This window comes from Neorhizobium sp. PAMB6630, from assembly GCF_058242775.1.
Map to the genome: position 1 here is coordinate 99195 of NZ_JBZAYV010000002.1, position 19330 is coordinate 118524.

General features: G+C 60.4%; 20 protein-coding genes. 6 read left to right on the top strand and 14 right to left on the bottom strand.

The window, feature by feature from the left end:
- Positions 1-43: 43 nt before the first annotated feature.
- Complete coding sequence (gene traA, locus AC4CWF_RS19145; protein WP_491286784.1) at positions 44-4678, bottom strand: Ti-type conjugative transfer relaxase TraA; 4635 nt, start codon at positions 4676-4678, stop codon at positions 44-46.
- A gap of 220 nt (positions 4679-4898) precedes the next feature.
- Between traA and AC4CWF_RS19150 the strand changes: the two genes are divergently transcribed.
- The 3 genes from AC4CWF_RS19150 to traG are packed head-to-tail and all read left to right on the top strand — an operon-like array spanning position 4899 to position 7325.
- A complete protein-coding gene (locus AC4CWF_RS19150) occupies positions 4899-5186 on the top strand; it encodes a TraC family protein (RefSeq protein WP_491286786.1) in 288 nt (95 codons plus the stop codon).
- Positions 5176-5415, top strand: coding sequence for a conjugal transfer protein TraD (locus AC4CWF_RS19155; protein ID WP_491286788.1), 240 nt, complete (start codon positions 5176-5178; stop codon positions 5413-5415). Before AC4CWF_RS19150 ends, AC4CWF_RS19155 begins: the two co-directional genes overlap by 11 nt.
- Positions 5406-7325: a Ti-type conjugative transfer system protein TraG gene (gene traG, locus AC4CWF_RS19160; protein WP_491286790.1), complete on the top strand. Its 1920-nt coding sequence runs from the start codon at positions 5406-5408 to the stop codon at positions 7323-7325. The genes AC4CWF_RS19155 and traG overlap by 10 nt, the downstream gene beginning before the upstream one ends.
- A 583-nt stretch (positions 7326-7908) precedes the next feature.
- Here traG and AC4CWF_RS19165 read toward each other — a convergent pair.
- The 9 genes from AC4CWF_RS19165 to AC4CWF_RS19205 form a co-directional block, all read right to left on the bottom strand.
- On the bottom strand, positions 7909-8076 hold the full coding sequence (locus AC4CWF_RS19165; RefSeq protein ID WP_491286792.1) for a hypothetical protein: 168 nt from the start codon (positions 8074-8076) through the stop codon (positions 7909-7911).
- Between the two features lie 346 nt (positions 8077-8422).
- A complete protein-coding gene (locus AC4CWF_RS19170) occupies positions 8423-8746 on the bottom strand; it encodes a DUF736 domain-containing protein (RefSeq protein ID WP_491286793.1) in 324 nt (107 codons plus the stop codon).
- Between the two features lie 614 nt (positions 8747-9360).
- Entirely contained in the window at positions 9361-9759 is a 399-nt protein-coding gene (locus AC4CWF_RS19175; protein WP_491286794.1) for a type II toxin-antitoxin system VapC family toxin, read from the bottom strand.
- Positions 9756-10022 carry a type II toxin-antitoxin system Phd/YefM family antitoxin gene (locus AC4CWF_RS19180; protein WP_491286795.1) on the bottom strand — a complete coding sequence of 89 codons (267 nt, stop codon included), beginning with the start codon at positions 10020-10022 and terminating at the stop codon, positions 9756-9758. Before AC4CWF_RS19180 ends, AC4CWF_RS19175 begins: the two co-directional genes overlap by 4 nt.
- Positions 10023-10119: 97 nt before the next feature.
- A complete protein-coding gene (locus tag AC4CWF_RS19185) occupies positions 10120-10542 on the bottom strand; it encodes a hypothetical protein (RefSeq protein WP_491286797.1) in 423 nt (140 codons plus the stop codon).
- Positions 10532-10792, bottom strand: coding sequence for a type II toxin-antitoxin system Phd/YefM family antitoxin (locus AC4CWF_RS19190; RefSeq protein WP_491286798.1), 261 nt, complete (start codon positions 10790-10792; stop codon positions 10532-10534). The genes AC4CWF_RS19185 and AC4CWF_RS19190 overlap by 11 nt, the downstream gene beginning before the upstream one ends.
- Before the next feature lie 63 nt (positions 10793-10855).
- Complete coding sequence (locus tag AC4CWF_RS19195; protein ID WP_491286800.1) at positions 10856-11797, bottom strand: DUF2493 domain-containing protein; 942 nt, start codon at positions 11795-11797, stop codon at positions 10856-10858.
- Positions 11798-12178: 381 nt separating this feature from the next.
- The gene (locus AC4CWF_RS19200; RefSeq protein ID WP_491286801.1) at positions 12179-13222 is read right to left on the bottom strand and encodes a DUF7146 domain-containing protein; all 1044 of its coding nucleotides are present in this window, start codon (positions 13220-13222) and stop codon (positions 12179-12181) included.
- A 5-nt stretch (positions 13223-13227) separates the two neighbouring features.
- Entirely contained in the window at positions 13228-13596 is a 369-nt protein-coding gene (locus tag AC4CWF_RS19205) for a hypothetical protein (RefSeq protein ID WP_491286802.1), read from the bottom strand.
- A 337-nt stretch (positions 13597-13933) separates the two neighbouring features.
- On the opposite strand from AC4CWF_RS19205, the gene AC4CWF_RS19210 reads away from it, so the two are divergent.
- Entirely contained in the window at positions 13934-15082 is a 1149-nt protein-coding gene (locus tag AC4CWF_RS19210) for a DUF1173 domain-containing protein (RefSeq protein ID WP_491287695.1), read from the top strand.
- A gap of 251 nt (positions 15083-15333) precedes the next feature.
- Here the strand turns inward: AC4CWF_RS19210 and AC4CWF_RS19215 are convergent, their stop codons facing one another.
- Positions 15334-15753: a hypothetical protein gene (locus AC4CWF_RS19215; RefSeq protein WP_491286803.1), complete on the bottom strand. Its 420-nt coding sequence runs from the start codon at positions 15751-15753 to the stop codon at positions 15334-15336.
- Positions 15754-15933: 180 nt separating this feature from the next.
- Positions 15934-17124 carry a DUF932 domain-containing protein gene (locus AC4CWF_RS19220; RefSeq protein ID WP_491286804.1) on the bottom strand — a complete coding sequence of 397 codons (1191 nt, stop codon included), beginning with the start codon at positions 17122-17124 and terminating at the stop codon, positions 15934-15936.
- A 249-nt stretch (positions 17125-17373) separates the two neighbouring features.
- Here AC4CWF_RS19220 and AC4CWF_RS19225 point away from each other — a divergent pair, with 249 nt between their 5' ends.
- Positions 17374-17655, top strand: coding sequence for a type II toxin-antitoxin system Phd/YefM family antitoxin (locus AC4CWF_RS19225; protein ID WP_491287696.1), 282 nt, complete (start codon positions 17374-17376; stop codon positions 17653-17655).
- A complete protein-coding gene (locus tag AC4CWF_RS19230) occupies positions 17655-17978 on the top strand; it encodes a type II toxin-antitoxin system RelE/ParE family toxin (protein WP_491286806.1) in 324 nt (107 codons plus the stop codon). Before AC4CWF_RS19225 ends, AC4CWF_RS19230 begins: the two co-directional genes overlap by 1 nt.
- A gap of 38 nt (positions 17979-18016) precedes the next feature.
- Here the strand turns inward: AC4CWF_RS19230 and AC4CWF_RS19235 are convergent, their stop codons facing one another.
- A complete protein-coding gene (locus AC4CWF_RS19235; protein WP_491286808.1) occupies positions 18017-18310 on the bottom strand; it encodes a DUF5983 family protein in 294 nt (97 codons plus the stop codon).
- An 87-nt stretch (positions 18311-18397) separates the two neighbouring features.
- The gene (locus AC4CWF_RS19240) at positions 18398-18820 is read right to left on the bottom strand and encodes an antirestriction protein (protein ID WP_491286810.1); all 423 of its coding nucleotides are present in this window, start codon (positions 18818-18820) and stop codon (positions 18398-18400) included.
- Positions 18821-19330 lie beyond the last annotated feature (510 nt).

Below are 19330 nucleotides of genomic sequence, written 5' to 3' on the forward strand. Positions count from 1 at the left end.
TGTGTGGGGTCCTTAGCGTGCTTTTAAAGACCATTGAATGCAGCTAATGGATGAGACCGCGTGCGTGATCAATGGCACGCAGCTGGCGCTCCGAAATGATCTCCTGGCTGCCTTGAGCCCGGACTGCTTGCTGCAGAACCTGCAAGTCTTCCTGCAGCGCGTCGAACGCGCGGCGCTGTGCCGGTGACAGGCGGTTAACGACGTCTTTTTCGCCGCGCAGGATGGCGTTTCTACCGAAACGATCGTCGAGCGCCCGGCTGACGGCTGCGAACTCCTGTTGGATGGACGGGGCGATCGATCTCGCGGAGACGTCAACCGTTGTAGCCCTCTCTTTCCCTTGTCTCTTTTTGAAGTCGACCGTCAATTGCCGGAGTGCATCTTCGGCCGCATCAGACAGCGCGGGAATAGCAATTCCCATGCGCCGGCGCTCTTCGATGATTGCTTGGGTCGCCGTGTCGAGAGCGCCGACGTAGGACGCTGCGAGCGCACGTACGAGAGTTACCGCTTCCGGGACGGCCTGGAGCGCCACCTTCCGTTCTCGACCGGCGGCGAGCATTACATCCATCATTCGATCGGAACCGCGCAGCGGGCCATAGGCTGCGGGATCGTTGCTGACTGCCGAAGCGATGCGCTCGGCGGCAAAACCCTTCACCACAAGTTCCTCGATCTTGCAGACAGCACCGGCGGGGTCGCGCCAAATCCGCGCCGCCGCGTCGACGAGAGCGGCGCGATTCTGACCGTAGTGAGGAATAGCGCGCGCCCTCTCCCGGGCCTCATGGTCGATCGGTGTTTTGAATTGGGTTACAGCGGCAAGCATCGGCAACACGGGCACCGTCTCTTTCCCCGGCTCGACGCTGGCGCCGGCAACGATCTTGGAGCGATCTTTCCTCTCGGCAAGATGCTGTTCTTCGGCAAAGCGGCGCACGGCGGCGAAGAGACGCGTGAGCTTTTCACGACGATCCGGGGCAAGGTCGTCCGGCATGCGCTCGATCATGCTGCGCTCGGCAATTGCGTCAGCCTTGTCGGTGAAGGCGGCCCAGCCGAAGCGAGCGGTGAGAACGTCGTTGACCGCCTTAACCTCCTGAACCAGAAGGCGGTCCTCCGACGCGTAGGCGAAGGCCGTTCTATATGCGTCCTTGCCGCCACGCTCGCGTATAGCTTCGATTTCGACAAGCCGGGCCATTGCCTGCTTGGACAAGGCAGGAACCGAAAGGGACATGTGGGCGCGGCGTTGTTCCTCCCGAATGCGGAAGCGTTCGACCTGGCGGCGGAACTCTGTGGCATGGGCACGCGCCAGCGGCAGCAATTCGGGCAATGCCGATACTGCGGCGTCTCGCTCGGAGCGGGCCGCACGGCCATCGACCAAAAGATCCGATCCAAGCAGGCGACCGAGACGCTGCGGCGTGGCGACAAGATCGTCGGCAAGCTTGCGGGGCTCGATCCGCTCGTCGGAGGCAAGCACGTTCAATCTGGCAAGCGCGCGTTCGGGATCGCGATAGATCTTCTGCAAGACCGGCCGAAGGATGGCGTCGCGTTCCTTCCACCGATCTGAGCGAAGCTGCGCGCGCCGGGCATCCTCGTCGACACCACGGGAAAACAATGTCGTTGGCGGAATTAGATATTGTCGATCTGTCGGAATTTGCGCCACGAGGGTTTCAGCGCGTTCTTCGTTATAAGAGACGCGCTTTTCGCGATCGATCGCGAAACCGAGCGCTACGCTGGCCCGCTCCCACAACTTCGCCACTTGCTCGCGCTTCTGCGCCAGCCACGCCAGCTGCCGCGCCGCGCCTTCCTCCATCCCGGCTGCGACCCCGGCGAGCGTATCGATACCGCGACGCTGGGCAAAATCGCGGGCGTGCGCCTGGTAGTCGGCCTCGCTCTCGAAATCGAGTGTCGTCGTTTTGGCGCCGGAACGGCCAAGTCGCTCGACGAGCTGTTTGAACAATTCGGGCCGATGGCTCGCCTGCTCGATGCGCTGCTGGCGAGCTTCTGCGGTTTCGATTTGTTTAGCGGTCCAGACGTTCCGGTCGACCGTCCGCTCCTGGAAACTTTTTGCTCCCGTGTCCTCGTCGATGACGGGGACCGTCACCGTCACCCGTTCGACGCCGTCCTTGAGCAGCGTCACCGTGTCGCCTTCCGAGACGCCACCCTCCTTCAGCGCCTTCGGCAGGCTCACGCCCCAAAGCCGATGCACGGTTCCGTCGTCGGTCTTCAAATCGGCATAGGGGCTTTCGTCGACATCCTCGTCCTGCGGCCGGAACTTCGCATTGCCGGTTTCGACCAGCTCGCCCGTGACGCCGGCGGCGTGATCAACCCGGGACCTGGTCCCCCATTCGGGCTTCGGTTCAAAGTCCTCGCGAGCGGCATAGAGATCGGCCCGATCGCGATGGCGGGTCATCGATACATAGGTCAGGTGCTGGTCCATCATCCCGGTCGCGAGCACGAAGGTCCTGTCGACGGTCGCGCCTTGGGACTTGTGGATGGTCGCGGCATAGCCGTGATCGATATTGCGATAGCTGTCTTCGCTGATGACGACATCCCGGCCATTATCGAGACGGACGGACAAAAGCGGGCCGCCACGCATGTCGCCGGTGGAGACGACCGTGCCGAGCATGCCGTTCTTCACATATTGCGGTCCAATCTTCCGCGCACGCGGCTCGAGGAACCGGGCGTTTTCGAGGAAGATAATCCGATCCCCAGCGGCGAACTCCCGCACGCCTCGTTCCGTCTGGAATTCACGAGAGACGGTCAAAGCGCCTTCATCTTTCATGACGTTGCGCAGCGCCTCATTGAGCCGCTTCACGTCGTCATTGGTATGGGCGAGAACGAGCAGTTCGTCGCCGCGCAAGCGGACCGGCTGTTCGGTATCTGCTTGTCTCTGGATCAAGTCACGGCGGGCGCTCGTCCAGTCCGCAACGATGCGGTCCACAACCTCAGCCCGGTTTTCGGTCTCGACGATATGTCCATGCTGCGCGTACGCATCCAACCCCTCCTCGACCTTGCCGCGAGCAAAGAGACGGGAGGCCTCTCGCGCCCATTCTTCCCGCTGGCGGCGCACGCCCGCAAGTTCGGCGGAACCGATTCGTTCGGAAATCGCCCGGAAGGCGGCGCCTGCCTGGATCGGCTGAAGCTGCATTGCATCGCCGACCAAAACCACCTTGGCGCCTGCCTCCTCGACGCGCTTGAGCACGCGCGCCATCTGCGGCGACGAGACCATGCCGGCTTCATCGACGACGAAGATGTCCCGCCGGTCGAGCAGATCGCGCCCGTTCTCCCAGGCTAGGTCCCACGACGCGAGCGTGCGCGATTTGATGCCGGAACTATCCTCAAGCCCCTCGGCCGCCTTGCCGGCAAGCGCCGCACCGAAGACGCGGTGACTGTCGCTTTCCCAGGCGACACGTGCCGCGGCGAGCAGTGTCGACTTGCCCGCACCAGCAAGCCCGACCACAGCCGCGATAGCATTGTCGCGGGCGATGTGATGAACGGCCTCTATTTGTTCCGGATCAAGCCTGAGGGGATTTTCCGGATTGGCGCTTTCTATGGTTCGGATAGCCGCAGCAATCTTCGCCTCGGGGATGCCGAAGCCCTTGCGCCGGGACAGGACTTCCGCCGACTGCGCCATGTCGTATTCGATGCGCAGCATATCGCGGATGGTGAAGACTGCCGGTTCGGTCACCTTGCCCGTCTGACGGTCTGTCTGCTGCGGCTTCAATAGCACGAGATCGTCAGACGCCATCAGCAGCGCACGAATGTTTGCGAAATCTGTGGGATCGTCGACATAGCGGTGCAGCGCCTTGGCGATGTCACGTTCGTCGAAAGTGGAGCGCTCATTGCCGAGCTGCTTCAGAAGTAGATCCGGATCGGCCAGCAACCGGTCGGCCATCTCGTGGCGACGCGCGAGATCGGCCGGCGCGAAATACATCTCGACGCCCTTGCGCGCGAGCGCCGCCTTTTCCGGCCCGAGATGTTTCTGGGCGATCCCATCGAGCCCTTGTTCGGCATAGGAGCGCCCGTCGAGACGGATATCATGACCGGCAAGCGCCAGATGCTGATTGGCGGTTTCAGCCCAGGCGATCTTCCAGCTCTTCATCGTCTCCTTGTCGCCGGCCCAAAGCGTGTAAACGATCTTGCCCTTCGGCCGGTCCGGCGTGACGACCCGCAGGGGCTCGCCGTCGGTGCCAAGCACGGGCACTTTCTTCGGGCCGAAACCATCTTCAGTCAGCGGGCGAAGCGCGGTCATCAGGTGGATGTGCGGATTGCCAGCCTTGTCGTGATAAACCCAGTCGGCGATCATGCCTTTCGAAGTCAGATTGTCCCGGACGAACTCGCGCATCAGCGCGATGTTCTCTGACCGCGTAAGCTCTTCCGGAAGCGCGATGATAAGCTCGCGGGCAAGCTGCGCATCCGCACGCGTCTCAAAAGCGTCTACTGCATTCCAAACCGCCTCGCTCGCCGCCGCGACATTCTTCCCCTCAATGGCCGTGCGCAGCCAGGCCGGGATCTGGTCCGGCAGCGCCAGCTCCTCATGCTTCAGTTCAGCCTCGCCGCCACGATAGCTGAAGGAGGTACCAGCCTGTTCGTCCATCATCCGCGCCCGATGACGATAGGCAGCGGCGGAGACGATGCTGCGTCCCGCTCCCCTGCTGATCACCTGCGCTCTGACGAACATGATCGCCACTGTCGTCTCCAGACCATCCGAGCACGTCGCACCAGCGACGTATATTGCGCCCTCAAACCGATCGCACCGAAGGTGCCGATACCGCTTTTCCTGAACAGGTCCAGCGGTGGAATTTCAGATGCAATCTTTTTACGCAGATGCAAAATGGCCTATTTAACTATTTTTTTCTAGATAGTATAATCCATAGACAGAAATTGTTTTTCTGAAGGAAGATACGCAAATGGTCCTCAAATCATCGCTTTCCGACCTCGATGCCCAAATCGAGAAGCTTCGCGAACGAAGACGATCGCTGGTAGTCAGATCCGCCGAGCGTTTTGCTAGAGCCGCGACAAAATCGGGGCTGGCAGAAATGCAGATCACAGACGAGGAGGTGGAGCGCATTTTTGAAGAGCTCGCTGCACGATTTCGCAAAGGGGCAGAGAAAAGCTCTGGTGGCACTGCTGCTCAAACGCATCGACCATCAATCAGTGGCACTGGACCGCCGGAGGCGGTTTCAAATGACAGCTGATCGTAAACAGGAGACCCGCGAGAAGTTTCTGCTCGGCGCCATCGTCGTCAAAGCGGGCCTATCTAAGGCCGACCGGGCGTTTCTTCTAGGCGGTCTGCTTGAATTGGCGGAAGTGGCGACAGACTCGCCGGAGCACCGGCGGCTGCGCGATATTGGTGAGAAAGCCTTCATGGCACCTTCCCCGAATTGTGAGGTCGCACCCGTCGAGGAGATGGTGGAATGGCATTGAAGGGGAAAATGCATCCGAGCCTGGCGCTCGTCATCGTGCCGATCGCCGTCACCGCGATCACCGTCCATATAGTAGGCTGGCGCTGGACGGAACTGGCCACGGGTATGTCGGGCAAGACCGAGTACTGGTTCCTGCGCGTAACGCCGTTACCCGCACTTTTGCTCGGGCCGCTCGCGGGGCTCTTGACGGTTTGGGCCTTGCCCATGCATCGGCGACGGCCGGTCGCGATAGTGAACCTGTTTTGTTTTTTAAGCGTCTTCGGCTTTTATGCCTTGCGGGAATATGGCCGTCTTGCTCAATTCGTCGAACGCGGCGACATCACATGGGGCTATGCGCTTTCCTATCTCGACATGGTTGTCGTGATCGGCGCGTTATGCGGCTTCATGGCTGTGGCGGGCTCGGCACGGATCTCTACTGTCGTTCCCGAACGGGTCAAACGCGCGCGGCGCGGAATGTTCGGCGATGCGGACTGGCTTTCGATGTCAGCAGCGGGAAAGCTCTTCCCGCCGGATGGCGAGATCGTCGTGGGCGAGCGCTACCGCGTCGATAAGGAAGTCGTCCACGCGCAGCCCTTCGATCCCAACGATCCCTCGACGTGGGGGCAAGGTGGCAAGGCGCCTTTGTTGACCTACAAGCAGGACTTCGATTCTACCCATATACTGTTTTTTGCGGGGTCGGGTGGATACAAGACGACCAGCAACGTCATCCCGACAGCGCTTCGATATTCCGGACCGCTGATCTGCCTTGATCCGTCTACGGAGGTCGCGCCGATGGTCATCGGGCATCGGAACCGCGTTCTCAAGCGAGAGATCATGTTGCTTGATCCATCAAACCCTATCGTGGGTTTCAACGTGCTCGACGGCATAGAGACATCTGAGCGCAAAGAAGAGGATATCGTCGGCGTTGCCCATATGCTGCTGTCGGAAAGCGCGCGCTTTGCAAGCTCGACTGGCTCCTACTTCCAGAGCCAGGCGCACAACCTGCTGACGGGGTTGCTTGCCCATGTCATGCTGTCGCCGGAATATGCGGGACGGCGCAACCTTCGCAGCCTGCGTCAGATCGTATCAGAGCCGGAACCATCGGTGCTCGCGATGCTGCGCGACATTCAGGAGAATTCACAATCGGACTTTATCCGCGAAACCTTAGGCGTCTTCACCAACATGACCGAACAGACCTTCAGCGGTGTCTATTCCACGGCATCGAAGGACACGCAGTGGCTGTCGCTCAACAGCTATGCTGCAATGGTTTGCGGCAATACCTTCAAATCAAGCGACATCGTCACCGGCAATAAGGACGTCTTCCTGAACATCCCCGCATCGATCCTGCGGTCTTATCCTGGCATCGGCCGGGTCATCATCGGCGCGCTCATCAATGCCATGTTTCAGTCTGACGGTGGTTTCAAGCGCCGGGCACTGTTCATGCTCGATGAGGTCGACCTGCTCGGCTACATGCAGATCTTGGAGGAAGCTCGCGATCGCGGTCGAAAATACGGCATCAGCATGATGCTGCTATATCAGTCGGTCGGGCAGTTGGAGCGGCATTTCGGGAAGGACGGTGCGACCTCATGGATCGACGGATGCGCATTCGCGAGCTACGCCGCCATCAAAGCGTTGGAGACGGCCCGGAACGTTTCGGCGCAATGCGGGGAGATGACCGTCGAAGTAAAGGGCAGCTCACGTAATCTCGGCTGGGACAGCAAGAACAACGCATCGCGAAAATCCGAAAGCCTCAATTTCCAGCGCCGCCCGTTGATCATGCCGCATGAGATAACGCAATCGATGCGCAAGGATGAGCAGATCATCATCGTCCAGGGGCACAGTCCCATCCGCTGCGGACGGGCGATCTATTTCAGGAGAAAGGAAATGGACACACAGTCGAAGCCCAACAGGTTTGCCAGGTCGAGGTCATAACGATCCAAGCGTTTTCCTGTACGCCGTATTCGGCTTCGATTGGCTATTTCATCGCCCTTGATCGGTCAGTCGAGCTGCTTCGCCTTCGAGAGTGAGCACCGAAGGCCGAGACGGCAACGCCGGCTTGGGGAGCGACTGAAGGCGCAGGCTGAGCATGGTGGCCATAGGCCGGCTCCATTCGAAACTGTCGCCGGACCGCGATTGGAGAACGGACGGCTCTTCTACCAATGCTGGCTCAACCCTATCGAATATGTTTCGAACGCACGGATGCGACGAAAAACATGGCAGCTTGTATGCCCCATCGATTGAGCCGACGCGCTTGGGCACACCTTCCCTGCCTGACGCGGTCCTTGGAATGTATCCGCTCCCACGGACACAGACGAAGGAGCCTCATCACGACTGCAAGCAAGAGCGATGCTCATCGGTCTGCTCGGGCAAGGCGCGCACCGATACCGAACGCCAGTAAAGAACCCCAACACCATGGGTTGATAGCACGCAAGGATGTGGCTGGGAAAGCGCAGCTGGGGTCCACCGCGCCGGTCGATCCGGCGCTGTGACCAGGACGGCAAGGTAAAAGCCCCCCTTAGCGGGGAGCCTCGCCGGCGCACTCGGCGTCTTGAGCTGCGATCGCTGCCGCTAGCTGGGCGCGCGCCTGTTGCAGCTCCGCGTCGATTTGAGCCCGCTCAGCCGGGTCGCAGTGGCGGGCTTCGAGGCGCAGTTCTTCAACGTGGATTTCGAGGTCGTAGGTCATCGTCGCCATCTCCTTGATAATGTGAAAGATGACGCCGAGGGCCGTGAGGATCGGGCCGGGTCAAGGATCGCCGCAGGCGACCGCCGGAGGCGGCGAGCGGAGGAACCGATTTTCTGACGGCGCCCTTCAGGGCGTTGGCTGAAAATTGGAGGGGCCGCGATGTCCTTGAGGCGGCGCGATCCTCACGGCAGACTTGGCGGTCTGAGCAGACAGGGTTTGGTCTCGTATGGCACCCAAAGAGACGTGGTCTCGGGCTCGATGCCCGTGATCACGTCTGTAATCCTCGCAGTCGGCTGACCTAATATGCGTGAGCCGGCCCCGATTGCTCGGGGCCGTTATTCACCGTTCAGTTCGGATTGTTCCAGAGGATGACCTTCTTGCTGGGATCGCCGCCGGGTGCCTGGGCGAGGTTGCCGAAGATGACGCCGATCTCGGGGGCTTCCAGCTTGACGGAGAGGTACTCCTCGCCGGTCTGGCGGGCGACGCGGTTCCAGCCTGCGCCGATCTCGAAGCCGGTCTTACGGTGGATGACGCGGTAGTCGGGGGCTTCCTCACTCGCTTTGTTGGCGTTCGGGATGATGGCGATCGGGGCGTTGACCCGGATGGTGGCGAAGATGCCTTCGAGGATGCCGTCAGTCTTCTGCGTCAGAGTTGCGATCGTGGTGGCCATGGTTCTGTCTCCTTCAGTTGTTCGGGACCATTCCCGATGGCGCACGAAGAGACGGCCGACCTGCTGCGGTCAGCTCGGGCGAAAATTTTGCGAAATTCGATTTTCCGCCGGGAGAAACAACTGAAAACGAATTTCGCAAAATTTTCACCCGAGTCTTACCCCTTTAGGGGTTGGCCGCAAAAGCAGTCGGTCGTCTATACGAGCGACATAAAACGGGAATGGTTCAGGGCAACTGAAGGGCGTGGTAAACCCATGGCTGCCCGGTCCAGCGCTGCGGGAAATTGGCCACGCGCCTCGTAGGCGCTTCGCGGCCATCCGCATTGCCGCCATGCTCTCGCCTGGTCGAACCTGCTGCACGCGGATGGGCACGCCCCTGCCAACATCACACTTGCGCCAGTCTGCAAAGTCTAGCAGCGTCCAATTACCGTCTGCCGACCGGTCGGCAATATCGGACGAAGCTGTTCGCGCGGGGGCATCGGATACGAGTTCGCCAACTGGCCTACCAGCGGCTGGCAGTCTGAGTCGTTGGTGTCCGCCAAGCACAACCGCTATGGGCAAGCGCGCCATCCGAGCGATCGGCGCCGGCCACCTCGCGGAACCAAGCCCATCCAATATCACAAGGTGGGAGGGTCCGAGCAAGTCACAAGCGGAATGCCATAGTGCGCGACATTCCGATCCTGCGAAACGAAATGCGCTCCCTCCGCTACGGCCTGCGCCATGAGGAGATGATCGAAGGGATCACGGTGATGAAGCGGAAGAGCAGCAAGAGCGACAAGATGTGCATCCGTGATATCCAGCCGATCGAATCCCTGATCCGGCAAGATCGCAAGAATCTCTTCTATATCGGCATCGAGCTTGCCAATCCGCAGCTTCACGGTGATTTCCCACAGGGAGACAGTGCTGACGAGTACGTCGTTCTCGGGATCGCCGATAAGACCACGCGCATGGTTCCCCAGCGTCACGTCGTCGTTCAACCACCACAACACGGCATGCGTATCGAGGAGTAGCCTCACGCCTCGTCTTCCATCGAGGTCAGGACGTCTGCCGGCAAGCTGTCGAAGTCTTCGGCAACTTTGATCTTCCCGCGCAGCGCGCCGGGCTTGCGAACGACAGTGTCCTGTGATGGCGGCCCGATTTCCGCGACGACCTTATGGTGGGAGGTGAGAACAAACCGCTGGCCATCCTCAACCTGTTTGAGGAAGGACGTCAGGTTACCGCGAAACTCCCGCACGCCGACACGGCGGGGAGATGGTGTCTGTGGCCGGGACTGAGGCATGGCGAGGCTCCTTTTGAGTGGGAAATGTGTACACAATTCCTCCAAAATGCAAGCGTTGCCTGAATGGAAAGAGAGATGGCGCTTGACCAGCGAGGCCTCACTCAGTCCGATTGACGCGACGACCCGATTTGCGCGACGCCTCGCCAAAGGCTGTAGCTATCCTCATCATGAAGGCTTTGCTGAAGCGGCCGAGTGCTTTTCCGCCCGGCTCCATGTACCAAGACTTTTCCGCGACATCGTAATTATATTCGTCGACGACGATCCAGCAGCGCTTGTGGTCACTGAGGCCTGCACGCCGACTTTCAATATCGGAAACTTCCAAGGCGATCCGATCGGCTTGGGGTGGCTGGGTCGTGATCGCCAGCAGGGCAAGATGGGTGAGGCCGTCGTTTGCGCCACGGACCGCCACGACGACACAGGTCGGACGGCTCTTCCGGCCTTCGCTTTCACCGCGCTCGTGTTGCCACGACCAGAGATAGGGGTAGACTATCACCTGCCCTGGCAGGAACTCACGGCTCATCGTTATACCCCTCGCCGCGCGCCAGCCGGTCGATCTCCGCCTCGAAGAGTTCTTTATGTTCCACCGGCATATCCGAAACGCGATGGGCGGTACGGGGGTCGCCGCCGGTGCGCATCCGCTCATAATACTCATAGCTCATCAGCACGAAGCGTGGCTTCCTGTGCTTGGTAAGAACAACTGGTTCGCGCGCAGCCGCGTCGGTAACGTCGCCAACCTGCTTGTTGAGATCGCCTGTCGTAAATTGCCGCATGGCCGTGCTCCTTTGTTGATCTCCATACTATCCAGATTTTCCAGATTTGCAAGAAAACGGCGCTCACGCGCCATCTCCTTTGATTTCCCAGACCTTGATGCCGAATCGGCGGGCCTTGTCGCGAAGGTTTTCGGTGATGCCGGAACCGGGGAAGACGATGACGCCGGCCGGCATGACCGAAAGCATGTCGTCGTTACGCCGGAATGGGGCCGCTTTGGCGTGCTTGTTCCAGTCGGGTTTGAAGGCGATCTGGGTGACTTTGCGGGCCTCGGCCCAGCAGGCGGCGATGCGTTCGGCTCCTTTCGGCGAGCCGCCGTGCAGCAGGATCATGTCCGCGTGCTTGGCGTGGGCCTTGTCGAGCGCGGCCCAGATCCGGTCGTGATCGTTATAATCCATGCCGCCACCGAAGGCGATCTTGGTGCCGGCGGGGATCAGCACCGTGTTTTCGGCATGCCGGCGGGCAGAGAGAAAATCTCTGCTATCGATCATCGCCGCGGTCATGTTCGCGTGATTGACCTTGGAGCCGGTGCGCGGCCGCCATAGCGAGCCGGTTTGCGCCTCGAAGAGATCGGCTGCATAATCGCGCATGGACTCGAAGGCGTTGCGGCGCTCGAGGAGCGTGATGCCCTCGACGACATGGCGCTCAAGCTCGACGCTTTTCACCTCCGAGCCATCCTGTTCACGCTGGCCACTGCGCTGCGCATCCTCGTTGCGCTGAAGCTCGCGCTGGATACGCTCACCGGCGCGGTGGAAGAGGTTGACCGTCGACCAGAGAAGATCTTCGAGATCGGGCTCCAGCCGCGTGTCGCCGAGCATTTCGAACATCGCGGAGAACATCGCGGTTAGCGCCGACTGGACGACCGGCTCCTCGGGCAGCGGGCGCGGGTCCGGCTCGTCCTGGAAGGGGCGGTAGCCAAAGACTTGCATCTCGTAGATGACGCGGTCGGTCGGGGAAGACGCGTGGTCGGGTTCGTAGGAGTCGTCGATGGGAAGGGTAAGATTCATGATGGTCTCCGTCGGTTTGGGCCGCGCCTCTCGCGGCCTGACGGCGATCCCTGTCCAGGCGGCGGGCGGGCCGGAACCGCGAGCGCAGCGAAGCGGCCCAGCGCAGCTCCGGGCGGTTGAGGGAGGGTTTCTTGGCCCGCGAGGAGCGCCGGCTGCCGCATCGGCCCGAAAAGTGGGAACCGGTTTTCGGAGCGGCCGATGCGCAGTAAAAAGCCGGCGCGGGGAAGAAACCTGACCGATCCGCTGAAGGCCAGACAGCCGCCTGGTAAGGGTCGCATCTCGACAGGCACGCAGGCGCGCCTCACCAGGAAGGAGACCGGCAGGATCAGGACCGTTGCCAGCCACGCCACGTCCTCGCCCACGTTCTCTTCCCCGGCCGCATCACCGGATGAGAAAGGCCCGAGCGTCTTCTGGTACGAGTTGGCCCCGAAGATTTGCGATGAGCCTGTCAGGTCCCAGCCGCCGCAGATCCTCGTTGAAGTCACCGAGCTCCGGGGAGAGCACAAGCGGCAGGATGCCGAGCGCCTGCACCCTGCGGCTGAGTCCTTCTGTGCCATGCCGGCCGGCGGCATCCGCGTCAGCGGCAACATAGAGGCGCAAGCATCTGGTTGGCGGCCGGAAGGCGGCAAGATGGTTGACCGTCAGCGCCGAGACCATCGGCATGCCGGGCATCACATGCGAGAGTGACAACATGGTTTCGAGCCCTTCGCCTGCAGCCATGACAGCGACGGGGCCAAGGCCGCGGTGGGGAAAGCTGAGCCGCACGCCGTTGCCGAGGAGCCGGCCGAGTGCGCGACGGGGATCATCGATCTTTGCCTTACCGTCGCCATTCGGGTCAAGCCAGGTGCGATGCACGCCGGTGATCGCACCGGCTTGATCGGTCACCGCTGCAATCAGCGCCGGATAACTGGTCGCCCTACCGCTGACGAGATCGCGGTAGTAGCAGGACGAATGAAAGCGGAGCGCGGGATGCAAAGACGCATGCAGGATGCCACGCTGGCGCAGATAGCTGTCGGCCAGTGTTCCCGTGAGCGGCTGCGTCATACGAAAGAGGCGCCGTGCACGCTCCGCGGCCGGTCGTTCGGCTGGCTGGCTTTCGAGGGTATCAGCTCTGTGGGACGATACCGGTCTCGCCGGGGCTTCGTTAAGGAAACGCCGCGCCTCTTCGGCAACGTCGTGGAAATCGACCAGGCCACAGGTTTCCCGAACAAGATCGAGCAAATCGCCATGCTGAGCCGTCGCCGCGTCCGTCCATCTGCCCTTGCGGGGGCCTGAGAGATGGACGTAGAGGGACTTGCCCCTGCTATTGGCGACATCGCCAACGATCCAGTAATTGCCTGCCCTGCGCCCAGCGGAGAGATAGTGACGGCAGACCGCCTCGGCATCGTGCGCCAGCCGATCTGCCAATTGTGAAGCAGACATCATAGCAGTCAACTCCGGCCAGCGACATCAATGACGCGATGCCGTTCGATGAGATGCGACAACACCGCCTGCCCTTCAACCGAAGCTGGAATGAAGTGCGGGGCTTTCCAAAGCGTCATGTTGCCGGTGAGTACCAAGAACGAGGACCCGCCGAACAGCGATTGCCACACCTCAGCGGGGCTGACGACCTCAGTTTGGTAGAGCCCAAAACTGCAGCAGAGCCAAGAGATCCGTCCCGTCGTAACCGCTAGCAGACAGCACGCAGCGGGGTTTGCTGGTGTCGGCGTATCAGGGTATTCTACTAGCGCGAGGTTGCAGCGATCGGTAGCGTGCGGCATTTTATTGAAACTGGCCTTGGCATGGTCGGGTATTGTCATTCTATGCTCCTGATCGGGAACGCTCCGGTTGCCTCGCGAAGGCTTCTGAATGCTGGTAGCCTTCGATCTCACAACCGGAAGACATGGGAAACTGCGCCGAAGCGCACCGCGTCTCGGCCAATATCGAGCGGCGCCGAATGGCGTTGCTCCAGGCCACAGCTGTCGTCCTTCTTTTTTCCGAACTCTCCCCTCAGCAGCGTGGACATCATTGGCATCGCTAATTTTACTGTCTTTTTTTATATAGTAAAACATATTATCCCCGTGTAGCTTCGCCGACGGAACGAGGAGAACAGAGGTGCGAAAATTCATAATCGATGGTGAGCTAGTCGAGGAAGCCATGCCTCATTTGCAGGCCTTCCTATCGAAGGCCTACGAGCAGGGACTACGCCCGATGTGCATGTGCAAAGAACCGTCAGTACCGATGTATATCGCCAAGGTCGAAGACCAGTACCTCGTCAAGCGGATGCCACTCTCTGGGCGCGACCACGATCCTGTCTGCCCCTCCTATGACCCGCCTTACGAGCTTTCCGGCCTTGGCCCTTTGATCGGCAGTGCGATCCAGGTCGATGCCAATGGCAGGGCGGAGCTGAAACTAGATTTTTCGCTCACAAAACGTGGGCCTTGGGCCGCATCCAGCGCGACGGCTGAAGCGTCTGAACAGGGCATCCACAGCCGACCCCGGAAATTGTCGCTGCGGGCGATGCTGCACTATCTCTGGGAGGCGGGAGAATTGACGGAATGGCGGTCGACCTGGTCAGGCAGACGCGGCTGGGGCCGGGTGCGAGCAAGCCTTCTGAATGCCGCCGCCCAGATGACAGTGAGGGGCGCTACCTTGGGAGATATGCTCTTCGTGCCGGAAGTGTTCCATGCCGAAGACAAGGATGGGATCGCCGCACGGCGCGCTGCAGCACTCAAGAGCGTCCAGGCGAGCGGTTCGGGTGCACGTAAGCTGATGATGATCGTGGCTGAAGTGAAGGAGTTTTCCGCCGCGCGTGAGGGGCAGAAGATCGTCGTTCGGCATATGCCCTTTCCCCTGATGATTGACGAAGACGCGTGGCGGCGGCTCGCCACACGCTACGACACGGAACTCGAACTGTGGCGATCGTGCGAGGCGTTTCATCTGATTATCGTCGCCACCTTTGGTGTTTCTACCGCCGGCATTGCAGCGGTTGAGGAGGTCGCGCTCATGGTGGTCAACGAGCATTGGCTGCCATTCGAGGATATTCACGACCTACGCCTCCTGGAAAAGCTGAGCGTCCTCAAGCGAAAGAGCGTCAAGGGGCTGCGTTTCAATCTGCCGCGTGGTGCACCGATCGTGTCAGTGACATTGCCGGAGCAGAAGCCGGCTCCCGTCGCCATGTTCATCGTCCCGGCGAGCGCCGGAGCGGAATATGAGCAGGCGCTTTCGACCATGATCGAGGCGAGACCGGAGATCACGCCCTGGGTGTGGCGGGTCGCGAATGGTGAAATGCCACGACTTCCTTGATCGCAAAACGCACCGACCGGATCGGGCGCTGACAGGTCGCCGCGACTAAATGCACCGCCCAGAGGTGAGGCATGCGGGCGATTGTCGGGTTTGGCCGCCCATCCTGATGCAACACGCAGAAATAGCGCGTCGCCTCCCAGATGCGAAGAGCGGTCTCAAGCTCTGTCACGATAGACGGGCCAAGTGCAACGCCAGCTGTCAACATGCCGCCCTCCTTCCGAGGAAGACAACGATGCCGCAGGCGGGAGACCTTAGCTTGAAGCCTGAACCGGGCCAGAATAGCTTCGCTTGTGGCAGGTACGGCGGTGACTAGTGAAGCGCTGGCGCATCAGCTCTCCTGACGTTGCGATGGATGATCCATTCATTGGATCACCGTTAACGCGCAGATCCATTGATCTGGAAAGGATGCCCTGCATCACGAACTGACACGCAAATTCGCTGAGGCCAATCATCGCCTTGTCCGCGTCCGTCTTGTAGCCTGCCGGCAGAAGCCCGATGCTGCGGTCGGCGCTGAAGATGTTGAGCGGGCTGTCGATGTGTTGCGTGGAGGCTCGTAACGCAGCGACGAGGCGCTGCGCGCGACGCGGAACAATTTGGTTGGCACAACCTCCGTGATAAAACGGGACTGTCTTCAGTTTGCTGAATTCCAGCACATGCAGGAGGAGCAGCATTTCGAGGGCTGATCCGTATCAGCGAAACAGGCGAATAGCTGTGGCTTCTCCTTTTGAGCTTGACCATCGGGTGGGCGTTGCAAGAGAGGTCGGTTGTCATTTCGGGTTGCCAGAACAAAGGAAGCCCAACACGATGGCCGGCAATGCAAGAGATGGATGAGGATCTTTGGATTGGCCAGGTCAGGCAGCGCTTTCGAGCAGTCTCTTTGCCTTGCCTTCAAGTTCCAGCCGGGTGTCCTGATGCGACTTTCCCCGCGCCAGCGCGGTAATGCCCTGCACAAAGTCAAAAATAGACTCCGGCGGTCTCTCCTCCTCTCTGAGAACGATCTCGATGATCTTGCCTGTTTCAGCCCTGGAGAAACCGCGGTTGCGCAGGAACGTCAATCGATCGTCCTCGGTGCGGGCGACGATGCGCTCGCGAGCAGCGCGAATGCCGGCAACGAATGGCGCGGGCGAGGATTTGACGAAGTTAGACAATGCCGGGGCAGCTTCACGGGCGAAGCGCTGGGCCGCAAATTTTGAGTGACGGATGGTGATTTCTTCAAAATTCTCGGTGCCCCAAAGATTCCTGTTGGCGCACACTGCCCGTAGGTAAAAACTGGCAATACCAAGCGTTTTTGAGCCGACCTCGCTGTTCCAGGCATAGAAGCCACGGAAATACAGATCAGGTTCGCCGTTTGGCAGTCGCCCGGCTTCGATCGGGTGAGTGTCATCGCATAGGAAGATGAAGACGTCGCGATCGCTGGCGTACAGCGTCGTGGTATCCTTCGTAATGTCGACAAAGGGATTGTGGGTCATGGTCGACCAGTCGAGGAGGCCCGGAACTTTCCAGATCGTCTCGCCCGTGCCATTGCCAGCGATGTTCATGATCGCCGCGATCAAATCCTTATCCCAAATCCGGCCATACTCGGGACCGGTCACCGCCCGCAGTTCAAGGCGGCCGTCGTCCATCTCGAGCGTTTTGACCATTTCGGCATTATGGTTGAGGAGTCCGTGCTGGAGATTGATCGCCGCCAACGGCGCCGGCAGCTGACGCATGTAGCTCGCAGGCGCGCCGACTAGGCTGCAGAGCTGGCCGTAGCTCCAGTGTGTCGGCGCCAACGGCTCGCGCCCGCCGGGAACGACCAGAGACAGGCGTTCTGCGTTGTCACGGGTGGCCTCGACGCGGATCTCGGCGGCCTCGATCGTGCGGACGCGAGCACGCTCCGTTCTGTCGCCGACGGCGCGGTGCAGATCGGAAAGCGATAGATAGCGCTCGTCGTCGGGCCGCGAAAACCATTCTGATGAAACGCGACCATTACGTTCGCCGCGGGATATATCGACCTTGAATCCGGACGATATGTGTTGCGGGTTGGAAATCATGGTGTTCATGGTGAAGTCTCCTGAAAGGAAAAGGCCCGGCTGACGGCTTTCGCGGTTACCGGGCTGGTGAGGGGAAGAGTGGATAATGTCGCTGGCAGAGTGGCACAGCGATGCAGGCGGTTCCGGAAGCCCTCTCTCTGGACTTCCAGCAGCCACCGCCCCGCGAAACCGCCCTCCTCTCCCTTTTGCAGCTACGCTATGTTTGCTTCCAGTCAGACCATTAACGGTCTATATTCTGGTCAAAAGGAGCTCGGACCGATGAAATTCTCGGAACAGGTCAAGCCCATCAGTTACCTCAAGCCTCATGCACCGGAGGTCATTCGCCGGCTTGGCGATGATCGGAGGCCTATCGTGATCACATTGCATGGCGAAGCAAAAGCCGTGCTTCAGGACGTCACGCAATATGAGGAGACGCAGGAAACGCAGGCGCTTTTGAAGGTGCTGGCGCTGACCAACAAGCAGGTCGAGGGCGGAAAAGTCCGCCCTGCGAAAGAAACCTTCGCACGCCTTCGCGCACGTCTGTCGAACTTTGAAACGTGATGCCATATCAGGTCCTCTTTGCAGAGGACGCGGAACGGGATCTTGAAGATCTCTACCGTTTCCTCGCCGGTCGCGATGGCGTCCCAACCGCCGAGCGGATTCTAGGCGAAATCGAACATGCCTGTCTGGGACCTGAGGGATTTCCCGGCCGAGGAAATGTGCCAAAGGAACTGGTCGGACTGGGCATCACCGGATATCGCGAACTGCACCACAAGCCGTGGCGAATGATCTATCTCGTCATGGGAGAGGTTGTGATCAACTATTGCGTTGCGGACGGACGGCGAGACATGCAATCTCTCCTCGAGGGGCGACTGTTGCGCTGAGCAACACGCTCGCCGGTGTGTCAGCGTCGTCACCGTCGTCACCAGTCATACCAGGCCAGATCATCGACCTGCTCCGCGTCGCGGTCGAGCAGGATATGGCTGAACCCTTTCCGGCGAGCCCATGTCATGACGGCAAAGAGAACGTCGGGAATGCGCTGGGCCGCTTCGCCAGCATTTTCGTCATGGGCGTAGAAGAACCAGCCGTAGTCGGCATACCTCCCTCCGACGCAAGGCCAATCCGTGCAGGGTCTACTGTCAAGCATCCGGGCGGTTTCGGCGCTCACGTGACCTGTCGAGATGGTCACGAATTTGTGGCTTTCTAACGTCGTCATTGCTTCTACCCTTTGGGATTGCGAGACGGCTCGTCCAGACGATACGCCGACCAGACGAGCCAATCGAGATGGGGGCGCGTTGGCGCCTCAATCAATCGCCTGAAAAATCTCCGCGGCTTCGGCATGGTCGGCCGAGTAGGCGTAGAGGCGGCCATAGCCAACCGAGAGATGCTCGGATTGATACTGGAAGGAGAGATGCGAGAAGGCAAAAAGCGTGGCGATAATCCCCGCAGTCTCGGCGGAAACCTCGCCTTGGAACCCGGTGATCTCGCCGGTGATCCGGAAACGCGATCTAGATCTCGGCGCCAGAAACAGCGGCTTTCCGTCATACTCGTAGAAATCCCAGAACCCGCCGCCATAATCCAGCGGGCTGAGCCGCTCCATGAAGCCGTAGACCGCGTTCTCGCCGATGATCCGGAGCGCGGGGCCGAACAAGGTGGGCAGGAAATCCAGGCGGCGCTCGTCAGGAACGACAGAGGCTGTTTGGGGGGTGACTTTGGATATTGACATCGATCTTCTCCAGAGAGGCAACACGATTCTGGCCGGGCGCCCCTCTCTCCACAGCCCGGCCTCGCCCCTCGCCCCGGCCCCACTCTTTCCTTCATTCTGACCGCAGCCGCGGCCTTTGCCGGCGCGCGCAGGAGGAAAATGCAGACGTCGGGCTGGATTGAATGGAAGTCCTGGATTGTCGGTGGAGCCCGTTGAAAGTCCGAGCCTTCCAACAGAAACCAATTTAGATGGCGGCGCAGGTGCGGTGCTCGGATTGCAACCATTGCCCCAGTTGCCGTCGTCGACGGCCACCGTGCAGGCCGCTTCAAGCCTGTCGGCGACATAGGTTGCTTGCCTGAATATCGGCGAGGTGTAGGTCGTTTTGATTGTATAAGCAGGTATGACGGTGTTCCTGAAAACAAAGAAGCCCGGCGCAGTGGCCGGGCTTTTGTGAGCGAGGTTTTTGGGCGGTATTCGGCGGCTCCGAGATGTTCCCGGATATCATCGACCGGCTAAATGGCCGCTTATGCG

Bases quoted from the DNA above. Each gene is read 5' to 3' on its own strand.
- traG (WP_491286790.1), top strand. From the start codon at position 5,406: ATGGCATTGAAGGGGAAAATGCATCCGAGCCTGGCGCTCGTCATCGTG.
- AC4CWF_RS19155 (WP_491286788.1), top strand. From the start codon at position 5,176: ATGACAGCTGATCGTAAACAGGAGACCCGCGAGAAGTTTCTGCTCGGC.
- AC4CWF_RS19150 (WP_491286786.1), top strand. From the start codon at position 4,899: ATGGTCCTCAAATCATCGCTTTCCGACCTCGATGCCCAAATCGAGAAG.
- AC4CWF_RS19200 (WP_491286801.1), bottom strand. From the start codon at position 13,222: ATGATGTCTGCTTCACAATTGGCAGATCGGCTGGCGCACGATGCCGAG.
- AC4CWF_RS19215 (WP_491286803.1), bottom strand. From the start codon at position 15,753: ATGCTGCTCCTCCTGCATGTGCTGGAATTCAGCAAACTGAAGACAGTC.
- AC4CWF_RS19170 (WP_491286793.1), bottom strand. From the start codon at position 8,746: ATGGCCACCACGATCGCAACTCTGACGCAGAAGACTGACGGCATCCTC.
- AC4CWF_RS19190 (WP_491286798.1), bottom strand. From the start codon at position 10,792: ATGCGGCAATTTACGACAGGCGATCTCAACAAGCAGGTTGGCGACGTT.
- AC4CWF_RS19180 (WP_491286795.1), bottom strand. From the start codon at position 10,022: ATGCCTCAGTCCCGGCCACAGACACCATCTCCCCGCCGTGTCGGCGTG.
- AC4CWF_RS19235 (WP_491286808.1), bottom strand. From the start codon at position 18,310: ATGACGACGTTAGAAAGCCACAAATTCGTGACCATCTCGACAGGTCAC.
- AC4CWF_RS19220 (WP_491286804.1), bottom strand. From the start codon at position 17,124: ATGAACACCATGATTTCCAACCCGCAACACATATCGTCCGGATTCAAG.
- AC4CWF_RS19230 (WP_491286806.1), top strand. From the start codon at position 17,655: ATGCCATATCAGGTCCTCTTTGCAGAGGACGCGGAACGGGATCTTGAA.
- AC4CWF_RS19240 (WP_491286810.1), bottom strand. From the start codon at position 18,820: ATGTCAATATCCAAAGTCACCCCCCAAACAGCCTCTGTCGTTCCTGAC.
- AC4CWF_RS19195 (WP_491286800.1), bottom strand. From the start codon at position 11,797: ATGAATCTTACCCTTCCCATCGACGACTCCTACGAACCCGACCACGCG.
- AC4CWF_RS19165 (WP_491286792.1), bottom strand. From the start codon at position 8,076: ATGACCTACGACCTCGAAATCCACGTTGAAGAACTGCGCCTCGAAGCC.
- AC4CWF_RS19225 (WP_491287696.1), top strand. From the start codon at position 17,374: ATGAAATTCTCGGAACAGGTCAAGCCCATCAGTTACCTCAAGCCTCAT.
- AC4CWF_RS19205 (WP_491286802.1), bottom strand. From the start codon at position 13,596: ATGACAATACCCGACCATGCCAAGGCCAGTTTCAATAAAATGCCGCAC.
- AC4CWF_RS19210 (WP_491287695.1), top strand. From the start codon at position 13,934: ATGCCTCATTTGCAGGCCTTCCTATCGAAGGCCTACGAGCAGGGACTA.
- AC4CWF_RS19185 (WP_491286797.1), bottom strand. From the start codon at position 10,542: ATGAGCCGTGAGTTCCTGCCAGGGCAGGTGATAGTCTACCCCTATCTC.